This window comes from Enterococcus sp. AZ050 (assembly GCF_051715085.1).
In the GTDB taxonomy this organism is placed as follows: Bacteria; Bacillota; Bacilli; order Lactobacillales; family Enterococcaceae; genus Enterococcus; species Enterococcus faecalis.
Map to the genome: position 1 here is coordinate 1,590,869 of NZ_JBIOTC010000001.1, position 18,229 is coordinate 1,609,097.

General features: G+C 40.4%; 19 protein-coding genes. 1 reads left to right on the top strand and 18 read right to left on the bottom strand.

What is annotated here, in order from left to right; all coding sequences use genetic code 11:
- Positions 1-98: 98 nt before the first annotated feature.
- The 12 genes from IGJ04_RS07745 to gmk all read right to left on the bottom strand — a co-directional run bounded on the left by IGJ04_RS07745 (position 99) and on the right by gmk (position 12,301).
- Entirely contained in the window at positions 99-743 is a 645-nt protein-coding gene (locus IGJ04_RS07745; protein ID WP_002408349.1) for a thiamine diphosphokinase, read from the bottom strand.
- Complete coding sequence (rpe, locus tag IGJ04_RS07750) at positions 740-1,393, bottom strand: ribulose-phosphate 3-epimerase (protein WP_002354925.1); 654 nt, start codon at positions 1,391-1,393, stop codon at positions 740-742. The genes IGJ04_RS07745 and rpe overlap by 4 nt, the downstream gene beginning before the upstream one ends.
- A 23-nt stretch (positions 1,394-1,416) precedes the next feature.
- Complete coding sequence (gene rsgA / locus IGJ04_RS07755; protein ID WP_438840096.1) at positions 1,417-2,310, bottom strand: ribosome small subunit-dependent GTPase A; 894 nt, start codon at positions 2,308-2,310, stop codon at positions 1,417-1,419.
- A gap of 250 nt (positions 2,311-2,560) precedes the next feature.
- Positions 2,561-4,717: a serine/threonine protein kinase IreK gene (gene ireK, locus IGJ04_RS07760; protein ID WP_010713716.1), complete on the bottom strand. Its 2,157-nt coding sequence runs from the start codon at positions 4,715-4,717 to the stop codon at positions 2,561-2,563.
- Positions 4,714-5,463 (bottom strand): Stp1/IreP family PP2C-type Ser/Thr phosphatase, encoded by a 750-nt coding sequence (locus tag IGJ04_RS07765; protein WP_438840097.1) that lies wholly within the window; start codon positions 5,461-5,463, stop codon positions 4,714-4,716. The genes ireK and IGJ04_RS07765 overlap by 4 nt, the downstream gene beginning before the upstream one ends.
- Position 5,464: 1 nt before the next feature.
- The gene (gene rsmB, locus IGJ04_RS07770) at positions 5,465-6,844 is read right to left on the bottom strand and encodes a 16S rRNA (cytosine(967)-C(5))-methyltransferase RsmB (RefSeq protein WP_002354921.1); all 1,380 of its coding nucleotides are present in this window, start codon (positions 6,842-6,844) and stop codon (positions 5,465-5,467) included.
- A 5-nt stretch (positions 6,845-6,849) separates the two neighbouring features.
- On the bottom strand, positions 6,850-7,791 hold the full coding sequence (fmt, locus tag IGJ04_RS07775) for a methionyl-tRNA formyltransferase (protein ID WP_002368448.1): 942 nt from the start codon (positions 7,789-7,791) through the stop codon (positions 6,850-6,852).
- Complete coding sequence (gene def / locus IGJ04_RS07780; RefSeq protein WP_002371656.1) at positions 7,784-8,278, bottom strand: peptide deformylase; 495 nt, start codon at positions 8,276-8,278, stop codon at positions 7,784-7,786. Before def ends, fmt begins: the two co-directional genes overlap by 8 nt.
- A gap of 26 nt (positions 8,279-8,304) precedes the next feature.
- The gene (gene priA / locus IGJ04_RS07785; RefSeq protein WP_002365371.1) at positions 8,305-10,737 is read right to left on the bottom strand and encodes a primosomal protein N'; all 2,433 of its coding nucleotides are present in this window, start codon (positions 10,735-10,737) and stop codon (positions 8,305-8,307) included.
- A 345-nt stretch (positions 10,738-11,082) separates the two neighbouring features.
- On the bottom strand, positions 11,083-11,229 hold the full coding sequence (locus IGJ04_RS07790) for a putative holin-like toxin (protein ID WP_002383235.1): 147 nt from the start codon (positions 11,227-11,229) through the stop codon (positions 11,083-11,085).
- Between the two features lie 150 nt (positions 11,230-11,379).
- Positions 11,380-11,682, bottom strand: coding sequence for a DNA-directed RNA polymerase subunit omega (gene rpoZ / locus IGJ04_RS07795; RefSeq protein WP_002354916.1), 303 nt, complete (start codon positions 11,680-11,682; stop codon positions 11,380-11,382).
- 4 nt (positions 11,683-11,686) lie between these two features.
- Entirely contained in the window at positions 11,687-12,301 is a 615-nt protein-coding gene (gene gmk / locus IGJ04_RS07800) for a guanylate kinase (protein ID WP_002354915.1), read from the bottom strand.
- A gap of 222 nt (positions 12,302-12,523) precedes the next feature.
- Here gmk and IGJ04_RS07805 point away from each other — a divergent pair, with 222 nt between their 5' ends.
- On the top strand, positions 12,524-14,005 hold the full coding sequence (locus tag IGJ04_RS07805) for a DUF1958 domain-containing protein (protein ID WP_438840098.1): 1,482 nt from the start codon (positions 12,524-12,526) through the stop codon (positions 14,003-14,005).
- A gap of 43 nt (positions 14,006-14,048) precedes the next feature.
- Here the strand turns inward: IGJ04_RS07805 and IGJ04_RS07810 are convergent, their stop codons facing one another.
- The 6 genes from IGJ04_RS07810 to uxuA form a co-directional block, all read right to left on the bottom strand.
- The gene (locus tag IGJ04_RS07810; RefSeq protein ID WP_438840099.1) at positions 14,049-14,354 is read right to left on the bottom strand and encodes a hypothetical protein; all 306 of its coding nucleotides are present in this window, start codon (positions 14,352-14,354) and stop codon (positions 14,049-14,051) included.
- 55 nt (positions 14,355-14,409) lie between these two features.
- Positions 14,410-15,294, bottom strand: coding sequence for a YicC/YloC family endoribonuclease (locus IGJ04_RS07815; RefSeq protein ID WP_002383232.1), 885 nt, complete (start codon positions 15,292-15,294; stop codon positions 14,410-14,412).
- Positions 15,295-15,310: 16 nt separating this feature from the next.
- The gene (locus IGJ04_RS07820) at positions 15,311-15,529 is read right to left on the bottom strand and encodes a YdbC family protein (protein WP_002381076.1); all 219 of its coding nucleotides are present in this window, start codon (positions 15,527-15,529) and stop codon (positions 15,311-15,313) included.
- A 176-nt stretch (positions 15,530-15,705) separates the two neighbouring features.
- Positions 15,706-16,176: an ASCH domain-containing protein gene (locus IGJ04_RS07825; RefSeq protein ID WP_010713713.1), complete on the bottom strand. Its 471-nt coding sequence runs from the start codon at positions 16,174-16,176 to the stop codon at positions 15,706-15,708.
- Between the two features lie 314 nt (positions 16,177-16,490).
- On the bottom strand, positions 16,491-17,144 hold the full coding sequence (locus tag IGJ04_RS07830) for a bifunctional 4-hydroxy-2-oxoglutarate aldolase/2-dehydro-3-deoxy-phosphogluconate aldolase (RefSeq protein WP_438840100.1): 654 nt from the start codon (positions 17,142-17,144) through the stop codon (positions 16,491-16,493).
- Positions 17,145-17,148: 4 nt separating this feature from the next.
- The gene (gene uxuA / locus IGJ04_RS07835; RefSeq protein ID WP_425134928.1) at positions 17,149-18,222 is read right to left on the bottom strand and encodes a mannonate dehydratase; all 1,074 of its coding nucleotides are present in this window, start codon (positions 18,220-18,222) and stop codon (positions 17,149-17,151) included.
- Positions 18,223-18,229 lie beyond the last annotated feature (7 nt).

The window sequence follows — 18,229 nt, forward strand, 5'->3', positions numbered from 1 at the left end:
CTTAAATAAGCAAAGCTGGACGTTCGTTGTTCGGCTTTTTTTATTGCAAAAAAAAAGAGGTTGGGCCTTCAGCAAAGTGCTGAAGGTTCAACCTCTTTTTACTTATCTTTACTTTGAATAACCGCAATCATCCCTGCATCGAAGGAAAAAGCAGCGGCTTCTTCGATAAATTCGTTACTTGCATACGATGTTGGGTAAGGAACATCTTGATTGGTTAATAAATATTTACTGCGTCGTAGCGTCAAGTTTTCTACAGGCGTCAAACAGCAGTAGGCCAGATATTCTTTATCTGGCTCTTTCGGTACGATATACGAACCAGGGGCGTAATACTGGATGCTATTTTGACGATCGCATAGACGGATTTGGCGAAGTACGCCTTGAAATCGTGGTTCAAAGGGTAACCAAAGATTGGCTAACAGGTGGTCAATTCTGCCCCCTGTCGCACCGATAATCGTCATCTCTGCTTGTGGAAATCGTTGTAAAGCTTCTTGAAGCGCTAATTGTGTGTCTGTATCATCTTTTTCAGCAGGTGCTTGAATGAGTGTTTCGGCAGTTTTTTGGACAAAATGGTATTCTTCTCGTGATAATGAATCAAAATCACCCACCGCTAATTGTAACGGTAAATCGGCCTCTAATAAATGGAGACAGCCGCGATCAATACCTACGAAATAATCATACGTAGCTGGTTCAATGGTTGGCCAATCACTTGGATTGCCGCCAGCTACCAGTAAGACACGACTCATTTGTCTAGCACTGCTCTCAGTGCATCGATTCGTTCTTGAGGATTTTCAGCATTATAAATGTAGGAGCCTGCAACAAACACTTCTGCACCGGCTTCTTTACAACGTGCGGCAGTTTCAGGAACAATCCCGCCATCGACTTCAATTTCATAGGTGTATCCTTTTGTTTCTTTCCATTCTTTTAATTGAGCAATTTTTTCTAGTGAGTTTTCAATAAATGATTGTCCGCCAAAGCCTGGATTGACAGTCATTACCAAGACTTGGTCTGCTAAGTCTAATACATTTTCAATCATCGAAAGTGGTGTCCCAGGATTGATGGTTACGCCAGCTTTCACACCCGCATTTTTAATCATTTGTAAGGCACGATGAATATGGGGTGTTGCTTCTTGATGGACAGTAATAATATCCGCACCGGCTTCCGCAAAGGCATTGATATAATTTTCAGGTTGTACAATCATCAAATGAACATCCAATGGTAGTTTTGTCACTGGACGAATCGCTGAAACGATATTCGGTCCTAAGGTAATGTTGGGCACAAATTGACCGTCCATGACATCAACATGAATATAATCTGCTCCTAGTTCTTCTACTAAACGGATATCTCTTTCTAAATTGGCAAAATCGGCACTTAAAATGGATGGTGCTAGTTTCATTTGGCTCGCTCCCTTTATATTTGCTATGATTTTTTCTTATAAACAGGTCGTCGATTCTCGATTTCCATTAAAAACTGTAAATAATTTTCGTAACGACTCGTCGCAATGGTTCCCGCTTCCACTTGGCGTTTCACTTCACAGCCAGGTTCTTTGTGGTGCATACATTCACGAAACTTACAGTGAGAGGCTGCGGCAACAAATTCAGGAAATTGCTTTGGTAATTCCACTGCTTCCATCTCCAAGAAATCGATGGCACTAAATCCTGGTGTATCAGCAACCAAACCGTCGTATAACGGAATCAACTCCACGTGACGGGTCGTATGTTTGCCCCGTCCTAAAGATTGGGAAATTTCCGCAGTTGCTAGTTGTAATTCTGGTGAAATTTGATTCAACAATGTTGATTTTCCAGCGCCTGATTGTCCCATAAAAACAGTCAACCGTTCTGGGAAAAAGCGTTCTAATTCTTTGATGGCTTCTACGTCTTCCGAAGCGATTACCGCATAACCTAACGCTTCATAAATCTGTTTAATTTCAGTGACTTCTTGACGTTGCGGCTCATCTAATAGATCAACTTTCGTTAAATAAATAACTGGTTCTATATCCTTATACTCTAAGCTGACTAAGAAACGATCCAACAAATTAAACGAAAAATTTGGCGAAACCATACTCATGACAACCACGCCTAGATCCACATTTGCAACAGGCGGGCGCACTAATTCATTTCGTCTTGATAAAATTTCCAACACATAACCATCTGTTAAATTATCGCTTTCAAAAAGTACTTCATCTCCCACGAGTGGCGTAATTTTTCGATTACGAAAATTCCCTCGCGCTCTTGTTTGATATGTTTCTCCATCTGCGTATACATAATAAAAACCGCTTAACGCTTTTCTGATTTGACCTTTCAGATAAACCACTCCTAACTACTTTCGAATATACAGGATAGTGGCAGAGAAATCAAGGGAGCCTCTCGATTCTATTAATTAAAAAAGAGCCTAGGACATAAGTCGAAATGACTTACCTTCCTAGACTTAAATCTTAAGATAAACGGCGGGACAGGAGCAGCTTCTTCAGAAATAAGCCGAAATTCCTCGAAAGACGAAAAGCATCTTTCGGAAATTTCTTCTTATTTCTTGAAGCTAAACACTCCTGTCCCAACCTCTTGTCTTAATTACTCGTACTACTTTCACTAGTGGTGCTTTTTGAATCATTTGCTTTTGAATAATAAACTGTAACAGCGTCGCCTTTTTTGACTTTGCTGCCAGCGGATGGGCTAGTTCGTTCAACGACTTGGCCATCGCCAGAGCCAGATAATCCTTGTTCATTGATTTTAAGGCCAGCGTTATTGATGCTGTCTTCTGCAGCTTTTGGCGAATAACCTGAAATATCGGGAACAGTTACTGAGTCGCTGCCTTTGCTGACATGTAAAGTAATCGTGTCATTTTTCGGATCAACAGCGGTACCAGAAGCTGGTTCTTGACTAATCACGGTATCTTTTTCAACTTTGTCGCTTTCTTCGTCCACTCGTTTAATTTGAGATTCTGGGATACCTAAAGCAATTAAGCGACTTACCGCATTATCGTAAGAAATTCCGCTATAATCAGAAAGTGTCACTTTGTCGCTACCTTTACTTACATATAACGTCACTTGGCCATTTTTAGGTGTCACGGTCCCACCTGGTGCGGGGTCTTGCGTAATGACTAAACCTGGTTCTACCGTATCGCTTGCTTGGTCGACACGCGTAATTTGAGAGTCAGAAATGCCTAATTGTTTCAGTGCAATTACTGCATTTTCGTAAGAATAACCGGCGTAACTAGGCAAAGTAACCGCTTCTGGTCCTTCACTGACCGTTAAAGTGACTTTGTCTTTTTTCGGATCAACTTTTTTACCTGCAGCTGGTTTTTGTTTAATAATGCTATCCGTAGACACAGAATCACTGTATTCTTTTTTCGTTGTAATTTGATCTTCTGAAAACCCTAGTTTTTTCAAGGCTTCGACAGCAGATTCATACGATTCGTTTGTATAATCGGCCATCTCAATTTTTTCTGTTCCAGAGCTGATGTATAAAGTAACAGATCGGCCTTTTTTCACAGATGATTTTGCTTCGGGGTCTGTTTTGACCACCTTGCCTTCTTCAATCTTATCATCGGGAATTTTTTTGGTTTCACTATCGACTTTCAGCCCAGCACTTTGTAGCGCTTGTGAAGCGTCCGCTTTCGTTTCGTTTGTAACATCAGGAACTTCAACATCTTTACCACCCGACATTGCAAAGGCTAAGCCACCTATTGCTAAAGCAATTAATGCCGCAATTGCTAAGCCAATCCACAATTTTTTACGGTTTTTCTTCGGTGGTTGTTCAGCTAAAATGTCATCTGCGATATCTTCTGGGACTTCGACAGGCGTTGTCTCTTCCGGTTCAGCGATGTCTTCGGGAATCGGAGTTAATACTTTCGTTTCTCCTAATAAAGCCGTTGGTTCCCACGCAGGTTCGTTTAAACGACTGGCTGACAAGGACGTGTATAAGTCTTCTGCCATCTCATTCGCTGTTTTGTAGCGATCGCTTGGGTCTTTTGCGGTTGCATGACGAACCACATTTTCCAATGATTGAGGAATCCCTGGATCAAACATTTTAACAGAGGGAATTTCTTCTTGAAAATGTTTTAAGGCAATCGTTACGGCTGATTCACCATCAAAAGGTACATTCCCTGTTAGCATTTCATAGAGAATAATTCCCACAGCGTAAATATCTGATTGGTTGGTCGCCATGCTTCCGCGCGCTTGTTCTGGCGATAAGTAATGCACCGAACCTAACATTGTGTTCGTTTGCGTAATTGACGTTTCTGACAAGGCAATCGCAATCCCAAAGTCAGTAATTTTGACTGTGCCGTGTTCGTCAATCAGAATGTTTTGCGGTTTTAAATCCCGGTGAATAATTCTATGTTCATGTGCCATTGCGACAGCAGATAAAATTTGTTGCGTAATGTCCACAACTGTGGAATAAGGGATTGGGAAATGCGTTTGGATGTAACGTTTTAAGTCCATTCCTTTCACATATTCCATGACTAAATATTGTAGTCCATCTTCTTCGCCTACATCGTACACACTGACGATATTCGGGTGAACCAGCTCAGTTGCGGCTAGTGCTTCACGCTGAAAACGTCGGATGGCGGCTTGATCGTTTTGGAAGTCAAAGCGCAAGACTTTTACTGCAACGTCTCGGTCTAAAATTAAATCGTGTGCTAAATAGACGTTGGCCATGCCGCCGCTTCCGATGCTGCCAATAATGTGATATCGACCATTCAGCTTCTTGCCGATTTCTATCATTGGTTTTCCTCCTTCTGTTCGTCAAAGTGTATCACTAACACGGTAATGTTATCTAAACCACCCGCTTCATTTGCTTGGGCAACGAGTTGGCTTAATTTGGATTCTAAGGGATCTGACGTCTCTAAAATTTCTAAAATTTTTGTCTCAGGAACCATATTGGTTAAGCCGTCCGAACATAACAGTAAATAGTCATTAGGCAGCCATTCATGATTGGTTACATCGACTTCGACAGTGCCAGGCATTCCCAAAGAACGTGTTAGGACATTTTTTCGTGGATGATTTGCAGCCATCTCACGAGTAATCTCCCCTGATTTTACTAGTTCATTCACTAAAGAATGATCTTCTGTTAATTGTAACATGTGTTGGTCACGAACTAAATAAGCACGACTGTCCCCCACATTTGCTAAGACAAATGAATCCGGTAAAAGGATGGCACCAACCACGGTTGTCCCCATTCCTAAATACTCTGGTTTCGATTGTCCGCGTTCATAAATTTTTTCATTTTCCTTTTGAATTGCTTGAATTACCCACTGTGCAGATTTTTCAGCTGAGTCGACAGACGCATTGGACCAACTCTCACCTAAATTATTGACTGCCATTTGGCTAGCCACATCACCTGCTTGGTGACCACCCATGCCATCTGCTAAAACAGCAAAGGTTATGTGTTGTTGGTTCTCAAAAACGTTGGCATAATCTTGGTTCGTATTTCTTTTGCGACCGACATCTGATTGAACGTTGATTTCCAAATTATTTCACCTCATTTGAACTAACTTTCCGCATACAGCAAATAAAGAAGCCATCTGTCATGTATTGATGGGGATACAGAACCAGTTCTTGCTCTTTTACTACTGCTTGGACGTTTTCATTTGCAACAATTTCAATTTTTTCAAATTCAGGGTGTTTGGCTAAAAAGGCTGCCACCACTTCCTGATTTTCTTCTGGCGTAATAGTACAAGTGCTATAGACCATTATACCCCATTGTTTTAGTGTTGGGGCAACACTTTCTAAGATTTCTAACTGAATTTTAGGTAAATTTTGAAAATCATTGGCCGTTTTATGGTATTTAATGTCTGGTTTACGGCGCATCAGCCCTAAGCCTGAACATGGCGCATCAACTAAAATCCGATCAAAGGTTTCTGCGGGAAATTCTTCGGCCACTTGTCGCGCATCAAGCTTTTCGGCTTGGACGACATCCGCCACATGGAGGCGTTGCGCATTTTCATTAATTAGCTTAATTTTGTGCGCATGAATATCTAAAGAGGTCACACGACCACCTGCTTCAGCCTCTAAAAAAGTTGCGATATGAGTCGTTTTGCCACCAGGAGCCGCACAAGCATCCAAGACACGATGATGCGGTTCAATTTGCATCGCTGGAGCCACGAGCATAGAGCTTTCATCTTGAATGGTTAAACAACCGTTAATAAACAGTTCACTGCCAGCTAAGTAGCCTTTTTCAGCGACAACACCATAAGGGGAAAGTTGACTTTCCTTCGCGGCAATCCCTGTTTCTTGTAATTCTTCCAGCGCTTCTTCTCGTGAAATAAACCGTGTGTTTACGCGGCCACTCGCATGGCTTTTTTCAAATAACGACAAACCCAACTGCCGTGTTTCTTCTTCGCCTAATTGGGCAAGTAATTTTTCTGTTAACCAACGTGGCATACTAATTTCCGTTGCTAAACGATCAACTGGATCGCTAATTGCGGCCAAACTAGGTGCTCCATTTCGTTGGAACGCCCGCAGCACGCCATTCACGAATTTACCAATCCCAGGATTGCCACGACGTTTGCCAATTTCAACCGCTTCATTAATGACTGCATGATCAGGCACTTTATCTAAATAAAGTAATTGATATAACGATAAAATCAATAAATTTTTCACCCAATTATCGACTTTTTGCGGTTTCTTAACAAATGGTGTTAAGTAGTATTCCAACAATAATTTGCGACTAATTGTGCCGTAGACAAGTTCTGTAAACAAGCGGCCATCTTTCTCGCTTAGTTCTGATTTTGTCATCATTTCATTAAGTAAAAGATTGGAGTACGCCCCACCTTTATCCACACGTTCGATGGTTTCTAAAGCAACGTATCGAACAGAACGTTTTAATTTCTTGGGGATTTTTTCAGCCATTTTTGTTAGTCCACCTTATCTTTTTCTGCGACATTTTGACCAACGCCATTTAAAAATTCTTGAATCGTTAATTGACCTTTACCTGCTGGTTGCAGGCGATCAATTTGAAGGACTGTCCCTTCACCACAAGCAATCCATAGCGCTTTTTTACTACGCTGGATAATCGTTCCTGGGGCGCTAGTTGTTGTTTCAGTCAGTGGTGTCACTGCCCAAATTTTCCAGTTAGTCCCTTGATAGGTTGTGAACGCTGTTGGCCAAGGACGCATACCACGCACTTGGTTATCAATTGCCTCAGCAGTTTTTTGCCAGTCAATTCGTTCTTGTTCCCGAGTAATATTGGGTGAAAAAGTAGCCTCTTCTTCCACTTGTGGAATAGGCGTGATTTCACCAGCAATTAGCTTAGGTAACGTCTCTAATAAAAGTTCTTTTCCTAGAATGCTTAATTTTTCAAACATGGTGCCTACATCGTCTTGTTTCGTAATCGGAATTGCACGTTGCGCTAAAATCGCGCCAGCATCCATTTTTTTCACCATTTCCATAATCGTGACGCCTGTTTCTTTTTCTCCTTCAATAATCGAGTAATGTACAGGTGCGCCGCCACGATATTTTGGTAAAAGTGAGGCATGGACATTAATTGCACCTAGTTTGGGCGCTTTTAAGATTTTCTCTGGTAAAAATTGCCCAAAGGCTGCTGTCACAATTAAATCTGGTGCTAAGTCAATCACTTTTTCCATTTCAGGAGAACCTGAAATTTTCTCTGGTTGTAAGACTAATAAGTTATGTTTTAAAGCTGCTTCTTTGACAGGCGTTGGGGTAATCACTTTTTTTCGGCCAACTGGTCGATCTGGTTGCGTGACAACCGCTTGAACGTCATAGCCTGCCTCGATTAAACTTTCTAAAATCGGAACAGAAAAGGCTGGTGTGCCCATAAATACAATTTTAGTCATCAAAATGTTCCTCCATATACGCTTCTAAATCTTCTGGTGCAATTTTCTCAATCATTTTATCGATAAATAACTCGCCATTCAAATGATCAATTTCGTGTTGAAAAGCTCGAGCTAAATAGCCGTAAGCCGTAACTTCCATTTCTTCACCTTCACGGTCAAAATAACGGACAGTCACTTCATCTGCTCGTTCAACGGTTCCATATGTTTCTGGAATACTTAAACAGCCTTCCACATCAATACTGGTTCCCTTTTTTTCAATAATCACTGGATTAATTAGTTCAAAACGACCAGATTCTTCATCGATTTCAATCACTGCCATTTGCAAATTTTTACCAATTTGCGGGGCTGCTAAGCCAATCCCATCATGGGCCAGCATTGTTTCATACATATCCTCTAGTAACTGCACAATTTCATCGGTAATAATCGTCACAGGTTGAGCCTTCATTTTTAAGTGTTCGTTCGGGTGAATCACAACTGGATAGCGCATAAGTGCTCCTTTCAAAGCTGTATTTTTTAAATAAAATTCATGGGTTCTGCATCAATGGAAAGCTTTAAGCCACGAGCCGTTGCTCGTTGTGTATCGGTTAAAATTTCTTTCAATAATGGTTGAAGCATTGGTTCTTGTTTATACTTGATAATCACTTGATAAAAGTATCGATTATTGACACGCATAATTGCGTTAGGCGTTGGTCCCAACAAAATAGCTTGCGGCGATAAGCCTTGTTTTAATTTCGTCGCAATTTGAAACATTTGTTTCGCTGCTTCATTTTCTTCAGGATGGCTAGCCGTAATTTGGACCGTAAAATAGTACGGCGGATAATCCCCACGATGGCGGATATACATTTCTTTTGTATAAAAATCTTCATAATCTTGGGCTTTTGCCAATTGTATCGCATAATGCTCGGGGTTAAAAGATTGAATGATGACTTCCCCCGGTTTTTCAGCGCGACCAGCGCGGCCGCTGACCTGTGTCAATAATTGGAAGGTCCGTTCACTGGAACGAAAATCGGGTAAATTCAAGGCGGTATCAGCATTTAAGACACCGACTAACGTCACATTTGGAAAGTCCAGTCCTTTGGCAATCATTTGTGTGCCTAATAAGATATCCGCTTGTCCTTCACCAAATGTTCGCAAAATCTTTTCATGCGCACCTTTGCGACGGGTCGTATCAACATCCATTCGGAGAATACGACTGTCTGGTAACAACGTTTGTAATTCTTCTTCTACTTTTTGTGTGCCTGTTCCGTAGTAGCGAATTTTATCTTGGCCACAGTTAGGACAGCGATAAGGAATCCGTTCTTCATGTCCACAATAATGACATTTCATTGTTTTACTATCCATATGCAAAGTCAAGGAAATATCACAATTCGGACACGGCAACACATAGCCACAATCGCGACACATCACAAATGACGAATAGCCACGGCGATTAAGTAGGAGAACACTTTGTTCGTTTTTCTCTAAGCGTTCTTGGAGTTTTTCTTGCAACGACATGGAAAAAGAAGAGACATTGCCATTTTCTACTTCTTGCCGCATATCCACTACATCAATCGTAGGCAAGGTTGCCGCTTGATTGGCACGCTGTGTTAACCGTAACCGCTGATAAACATTTTTTTGTGCGCGAGCGCGTGATTCCAAGGACGGCGTGGCACTGCCTAAAACAACAGGGCAATGATGGTACTCCGAACGCCAAATCGCTAAATCTCTCGCGTGGTAGCGGGGGGTTTCTTCTTGTTTATAACTTGCCTCGTGTTCTTCATCAATAATGATCACACCGATGTTTTCGATTGGCGCAAAAATGGCAGAACGCGCGCCAACCACCACTTCCGCTTCTCCTCGTTCAATCTTCCGCCACTCATCGTATTTTTCACCTTGCGATAAGCCACTGTGCATTACAGCAACATGTTCGCCAAAGCGACTTTTAAAGCGTTGCACCATTTGCGGAGTTAAAGAAATTTCAGGGACAAGCATAATGGCTGTTTTGCCTTGGTTAAGAACTTCTGCAATGACCTGTAGATAAACTTCTGTTTTCCCGCTTCCTGTAATACCTTCCAATAAGTAGGTTTGGCTTTGCTGTTCTTGGACCGATTGTAAGATTGTTTCCACAGCCACCTGTTGTTCTGCATTCAAAGATAACGCAGTCGTTTTTTCAAACGTCTGATTAGCAAACGGATCACGATACGCTTCTTTTTCAATGAACGTTAACCAGCCGTTTTTGGCCGCTTCATTTAAAAGCGCGGTACTGAAACCTAATTCTTTCATTTCCTTCACAGCGGTGACTTTTTCAGTGCCTAAGCGTTGTAAATAGTAAAGAAGTTGCTCTTTCTTCTTAGCTCCCTTGCGTAAACCCAAACGAATTTCCTCTAATTGTTCAAATTCCTTAGCGGCTTGAATGAAGCGGACCATTTTGACTTTATTTCTCGTCGTAACTTCGTAGCGAATATCGACTTTTTGCTGTTTACGCAACGCCATTAGTTGAGGCAAAAGCCCACGTTCTTGCGCTTGGTCCCACGAAATTTCCTCTAAACCATAAAATAACTGATCTTGTAATTCTTCAGAAAGCTCATCCGTTAAATAAATATATTTTTGGTAATCGGCACGCATTACGCTAGGCAACATGGTTTGCAAACAAGTGATTTTAAAAGCAAACGTTTTTTCCTTCATATAATCAGCTAAAGCCAACATTTCTGTATTTAAAACAGGTTTTAAATCCAACACCGCCACTAGTTCTTTCAACTGAACATTGGTTTCGTCAAGAACCGTTGCAGCCATTGGTTCAATGGCTAAAACAAACCCTTGAACATGCCGATTACCGTTACCAAAAGGCACTTCTACACGCATGCCGACAGCCAATTGCTCATTTAAATTTTCAGGAACTAAATAAGTGAATGGTTGATCGGTTTGCATCGTTGGTACATCCACAATAACTTTGGCTACTTTTTGCATGGTGCGTCCTCCTTTTTATGTAAATTCTCTTTGCCTATTGTACTAAAGATTGACTGATTTGTCTTGTGTGTCTCGCTGTTGTTAAGCTTAGTTAATTTCCCCTTAAAATATAAAAAGCTAGCTTTCCTAAACAAATGATCTAAGAAAGTAGCTTTTAGTAATCCTCTTAAAATACTTTAAAACTTACACTGCTAACTAGTGTTAGCACTCTACATTTTTTTATGGTATAATCATTTTGAAAGAGAAATGTTGGTCCATCTCTCTAACTGTAGAATCATGACAGTAACTTAGTTTTTACTTAATTAAAAAGAAATAACCAGTTAACCGTTCAAAGTTTATGACTGGTTATTTCTTTTTGTCTTTTTTTAGCAAAGTGACAACCAAACTAATCAACGCAATGGTATATAAACCAAAGTCGAAAATTAGTCCGATTACATCTAATGCGGACAAATACGGCTTTCCCCTTTCATAGATTTCAGTACTTATGCTCATAAGCACCACCACCTTCCAGAAGTAGCCACCGTCATAACTTATCTACAAAAACAGTATACCACAAAAGTCATCCCACAACATTTGCAATCACAAAAAAAAACAAGCCTTTACTTGAAGAAAGCTTCAATCATAGACTTGTTTTTCATTCAATTAATTTTTTTCGTCACGTAAACGGTTTTCTAATTCTTTTTGCTCTTGTTCACGTTGGCGTTTGCGTTCTTCACGTTCAATGCGTAGACGTTCGCGTTTTTCTTCAGGATTTGGATCACTGATCACTGTTCCTGCTTCAATTTCTTCTAACGCACGACCTACACTTTTTACAGAATCAAAGGATTCAACGGTTGGTTGAACGCCTTCATCTAATTCATGCGCACGTTTGCTTGCTAAAATAACCAAAGAATATTTTGAAGGGACTTCTTTTAATAATGAGTCAATTGACGGTTTTAACATCATAAGGCTACATCTCCTCTAACATTTTAATATATTTTCCAATTACACGGTCAACACGGAAGTGCTCACTCGCGATAATGTCTTTAATTCGTTGCACGGCTAAAGGAACTTCATCATTCACTACCGCATAATCATACAGCGCCATCATTTCGATTTCTTCTCTGGCCACAGCCATTCGTTCTTCAATCACAGACATTTCGTCTGTTCCGCGGCCAATAATTCTTGATTTTAATTCCGCTAAATCGGGGGGTGTCAAAAAGATAAATACGCCATCAGGCACTTTGTCTTTGACTTGTTTAGCCCCTTGGACTTCGATTTCTAAAAAGACGTCTTTGCCTTCATCTAGCGTCTGGTTAACATACGTTAATGGTGTCCCATAATAGTTACCAACATATTCCGCATATTCCAACATTTCTCCAGCTTCAATCATCGCTTCAAATTCTTCTCTTGAACGGAAATAGTAATCTACTCCATCCACTTCGCCTTCTCGCTGTTTCCGAGTGGTCATTGAGATTGAATATTGAAAATCATTTTCTTCACTGTCGAAAATAGCCTTTCTTACAGTCCCTTTCCCCACTCCTGAAGGACCTGACAATACGATTAATAACCCGCGCTCTGACATAACGACTTCCTTTCAAAACATAATTTCACAGTATTAGTTCTATTTTGCACTTTTTTTCTGCAATTTTCAAGACTTTCTTGGAGATTCACTGAAAAAATAACATTTCTTCTTTAATTTGGCTTTCATAACTTGTTCTTTTTTTAAACAAATTACCTAGAATTCCTATACAGGCAGCCATTTTTTTAGTAAAATGAAGTGATGACTCCTTTAGGATGAAAAAACGTGAATAAGAAAGGACTGAGAAACATCGCACGAATTAAACTATTTACATTGTTTCTGCTAGGCTTAGTTGTCAGTTGTGGGGCCTTTTTTGCCCAACCTACTGTGACTCACGCAGAAGAAGATATTACCGCAATTGCTAAAAAAATGGGGACAACCCTGAAAGCGGATGGCATTCCCAAAGCAGCCATCGTTGTTGATGCTGATTCTGGAGAAATTCTCTGGTCGCAGCAACCAGATTTAGCGTGGAATCCTGCCAGTATTGCCAAAGTGATGACCATGTACTTGGCCTTTGAAGCAATGGAGCAAGGAAAATTTACAATGGATACGACTGTGACTGCTACGCAAAAAGATGTCGATATTTCTAAAATATATGCCATTAGTAATAACAAAATTACGTTAGGTGTTGCTTATCCAGTCCGTGAACTGTTAAAAATGATTGCTGTCCCCTCTTCTAATGTGGCGACTCTCATGTTGGCAAACTTAATTTCAGGGAACCAGCCTACTGACTTTGTTCATTTAATGAATCAAAAAGCGGCTGAATTAGGGATGACAAATACTACCTATTACAACTGCAGTGGAGCGCAAGCAAGTGCCTTTAACGGCCTGTATCAAATGCAAGGAATTGACCCAAATGGCGATAACGTCTCTACAGCTAGAGATTTAGCTTCACTAACCTATCATTTTCTGAAAAATTATCCAGAAATTTTAGAAATCACCAATAAACCAGTGGTGAAAACAATGGTCGGCACGCCTTACGAGGAAACGTTTGAAGCGTACAATTATTCTTTACCAGGCGCTAAGTATGGTTATCAAGGCGTGGATGGTTTAAAAACAGGCTCTAGTCCAACAGGCGGCTTTAACTATATTGCGACTGTCAAACAAGGAGATTTCCGTTTAATTGAAGTCATTTTAGGCGTTGGTAATTGGCAAAACCAAGATGGTGAATACGAACGGCATGTGGCTGGGAATGCTTTGCTGGACTATGCCTATACGACATACGAACGCAAAAAACTTTTAGACAAAGGACCACAAACCATTGATCACAAAAAAGTCACTTTGGCTAACGATTTATACGGTGTCGTTCCCAAAGGCAGTCAGCCTACTTTTAAATTAGTAGCAGGGCAGGTGCAAGTCGACACGCCTTTGACATTGTTAAATAGTACTGTTCAAGCGCCTAAAGTGGCTTACCAAGAAGTTAAGCCAAAACAAACAACAGCGGAAGCTGCGTCAGAATCAAACGAACGTTCTGGGGATACCACCGTTGCAGAACCGAATCATTTTATTCCCAAATCGATTGCCACAAGTGTTTTAGTCCTTTTCGGGCTAATCTTCTCAGTAATTACCCGTCAGCTTCAAAAACGTTTAGAACGTCAGAAAAAACACGGCAAAGAAAGCAGTAAAACTGCATCCATGCGGACAATCTTTTTAAGTGCCGCAGTTCTTTCTTTCCTATGCGCCGTTGGCTTGTTTCTTTTATTCTAATTAAAAAAAATACCACCAAGCGTGAAATGCTTGGTGGTATTTTTTATAAGCCCATATTAGAAAGCGTATTGACCACGTTCATCAATTCATCGCGACGACGAACTTGTTTGTCGACAGGGCCGTCAACTTCTTTCACGTCAATGCGAACAACAAAGTGACGATTCAAAGTAACAAACATGTCTTCGTTAATTTGGATATTTAATTCTGTTTCAGAATAGCTTGCACAAGCATCTTGCCAGACGTCAAATGGTTCTCTGTCTGAAGCGACTTCTGTTTTTACCACAGAACGACCACTTAATTCTTGAAAGGTTACATCATAAAATTTAGTCATTGCTTTCACCTCTGTCATTTATTCGTTACTTCTATATTATAGCGTTTTCTGGAAAAACACGAAACCATTTTCTCTATTCGACATTTTGAATTTGTTCCCGAATCTTTTCTAAGGTTGTTTTCATTTGAACGACACTATTTTTTATTTCAATTGGACTTGATTTCGAACCAATCGTATTGACTTCACGGTTCATTTCTTGAATTAAGAAATCTAGTTCTCGGCCCACTGGTTCTGTTTCGTCAAGCAACTGATGCAACTTATCAATATGGATATCCAAACGATCCAATTCTTCATGAATATCGCCTTTTTCCAATAAAATGGCCATTTCTGTTAATAAGCGTGTTTCATCCACTTGGCTCCCTAACCATTCGTTTAATTTCGCTTCAAAACGTTGACGGTATTCTTGTTCAAAAACGCCCACAAACGCTTGCAGCTCTTGAATTGATTGGGTCAACACTGCTACATAGTCAAGCAGGACTTGTTTAATTTGCGTTCCTTCTTGCACACGGCTTTGGTCAAGACTAGCGATGGCTGCTTCAAATGCTTGAACAAGAAATGGTTCAAATGTCTGATCAGCAATTTCTGCTTCCACTATTTCGACAAAATCATTTTGCTTTAATAAATGGTTGACCGTGTCCCCTGCATCAAACGTTGCTTCCGGATAGTTTTCCTTTAAATGTTGATCTACCGAAGTTAATAATTGATCAATTAAGTCCCACTGCACGCGCACTTCTTTTTGATTGTTGCCGATTTTTTGGAGATTTACATAGACTTCCACACGTCCACGTTTTAACGTGCGTTTGATTACTTGCCGAATCACCAGTTCATAGGCATTCAGTTCCTTTGGCATACGCAATTGAATATCTAAAAACCGCTGATTAACACTTTTGACTTCGATATCCAATTGATAATTTTCATTTTGAATGGTCTTTTTTCCAAATCCAGTCATACTTTTCATTGACAGGGTGCTCCTTTTACATGGATTTAATTGTTTTGCTTAATTCAGCAAATTCTTCGTTGGTTAAGGTGATGCCTTTACCCATTTTTTCGTGATCAGGGGCCCACTCACGCAAATCAAATTTTGGTGGACGACCATTCCAACTAATTAAATTCAATTCTTTACGCCAGCCACGAGCATTCTCAGATAACACAGCGACTTCTTCTAAAATTTCATATGAAAATTCTTCTTTCATAACATTCACTCCTTGTTAGTATTCCTTAGGTTATTGTACCATCTTTTCCTCGACACTTAAAATACACATCTTTTTTCTATCACCCTGTCTATATAAACATACGCAACTTTTTCAAAAAATCAGTAAAAAAAAGCGACAACTGCTCGTTTCAATCGTGTCAGTCACCGCTTCTCTGTCTATTCTTTTTCTGTATAAAGATCCACCACTTCAAAACTTTGGCAAACTAATAACATGTCGGGATAAAATTGTAACTGATAGGGGGACAGTTCTTCTTTAAAGAACCGCGCATGCTCTTCATACCAATAATCCAACGTCAAATCTCCTTCACCTTCCGCTTGCGCAAAAGATTCTGAGACCTTATTCATGGGCATAATTTCAACTTTGGTTGTTCGAATAATAGCCAGAGGTTGAGACTGACCATCTAAAATTATGTCGTATTGACCAGCTTTAGGGAGTTGTTCTTCTTCCATCTTATAAATATCTAAAGAAGAACATGTCGCTGTCTTACGACCAGAAACAACCAATTGACCCAAACGATTACCCATCTCAGAAGAGCCATCACCAAACATCCACACATCGGGCATCAACATATCTAATTCATGTTTATCTAAAAAGTTTTGCCAGAACACTTCTACATTTTTTAACATCCTTTGCTCTCCTTTTTATTTTTACTTCACGCAACCTTCTTTCACTAATTATACATAACTGATTGCTTTTCTCCTATACTATTTTTACAAAATGAAAACTAAAATAATGTCAGTAACATTTGGACAGAAAAAAAAAGAGAGCGTGGGACAAAAATCACTTTGGATTTTTGCTCCACGCTCAAAAACTTATAAACGGCGGGAACAGAAGCAACTCCTTCGGAAATAAGCCGAAATTCTCCAAAAATTACAGAACAATTTTCGGAAATTCCTTCTTATTTCTCGGAGTTAAACGCTTCTGTCCCGACCTCATCTTTTTATTTTGCTTGTCGTTCTTTGATTTTCGTGAGTAAAGATTGAACATGCTGGCGTGCCGAAGCTTCATCTTCTTGAAGCATCTTTTCCGATAAAATAAAGGAGGCGCCCACTGCTAATACTTCTTTGGCTTCCACATACTCTATAAAGTTTGTTTCATCAATCCCACCAGTTGGTAAAAATTGAACATCATAAAACGGGCCACTTAAACTTTTGATGGCTTTTAACCCGCCGTAAATATCGGCTGGGAAAAATTTAACCACTCGTAAGCCATACGCCAGCGCTCGCTGAATCTCCCCAGGCGTAGCTGTTCCTGGAAAAATAGGAACCTCATTTGCCAGACAAAAATCAATGACTTCTGGAACAATCGCTGGTGAAACAATGAACTGTGCACCGTTCGCTACTGCCTCTTGGGCTTCTTTCAAGGTTCTAACAGTTCCTGCACCCACAATTAAATTCCCTGAAGCAGCAAGTTGTTTGATGGCAGGCAAGGCCAGCTGACTCCGAAAAGTGACTTCAATAAACGGTAATTCGTTTTCTACTAAGACTGATTCTACTTGTGGCAAATAGCGTAAATCTGTTGCAGTGTATAGTGGTAAAAGTTTGCATGTCGCTAATTGTTGATACAGTTGATTTTTTTCAACTTTTGTTTCCATTCTGTCACTTCCTATTTTGTTTGGCTTTGGTTGCTTCGTACAGTCCTTGAATATAGGTCAACCCCATTGCTCGATCATATAAACCATAACCAGGCATCGCTTTTTCATCCCAAATTGCCCGCCCATGGTCAGGGCGAATAACGCCTTCATACCCTACGTCTACCAGTGCTTGCATTAATTCCACCATATCTAACGAACCAGCGACACTCGGATGCGCCGTTTCTTCAAAACGATGCTCACCTAAATACTTCACATTGCGGAAATGAACAAAATTAATTCTGTGACCTATTTCACGAATCATAGTAGGCAAATCATTCGTCGGGTCCGCACCGAGGGAACCTGTACAAAATGTAATCCCATTTGCTGGTGAGTCCACCAAGGAAAGGATCCGTTTTAAATCCGCTAAATTTTTAGTGATTCTTGGCAAACCAAAAATTTCCCAAGGTGGATCATCGGGGTGAATCCCCATTTTGATATTTTCTTCTTCACAGACAGGAATCACACGTTCTAAAAAGTAGCGCAAATTTTCGACCAAATCTTCTTCTGTTACGCCGGCATACATGGCTTTCAATTCTTGAAATTGTTGCAAACGCTCCTCTTCCCAACCTGGTAACCGGAATCCTTTTGACTGACTGTGAATTAATTGATACATGTCTTCTGGCTGCATGTTCTCTACCACAGCTTGATCAAATAACAACGATAAGCTGCCATCTTCATTCTCATACGCCAAGTCCGTTTTAGCCCAACCAAAAATAGGCTTGAAACTATAGCACACTAAGGAAATTCCGCATTTCCCCAAGTTACGCAACGTCTGGCGATAATTATCAATATAGTGGTCTCGTTGATCCGTCCCCGCTTTAATGGCGTCATGAATAGCGACACTTTCAATTCCTAAAAGTGCTAATCCTTCTTGTTCCACCGATTGTTTAAGTGCCTGAATTTCGGCTACTGTCCAAACATCACCTGGTAGTTTATTTAACAAGGTACCGACAACGCCAGTAATTCCTGGAATCTGTCGAATATGTTTTAACGGAATGGCATCGCCTGCCGCTCCGTACCATCTAAATCCCCATTTCATTGCTTTC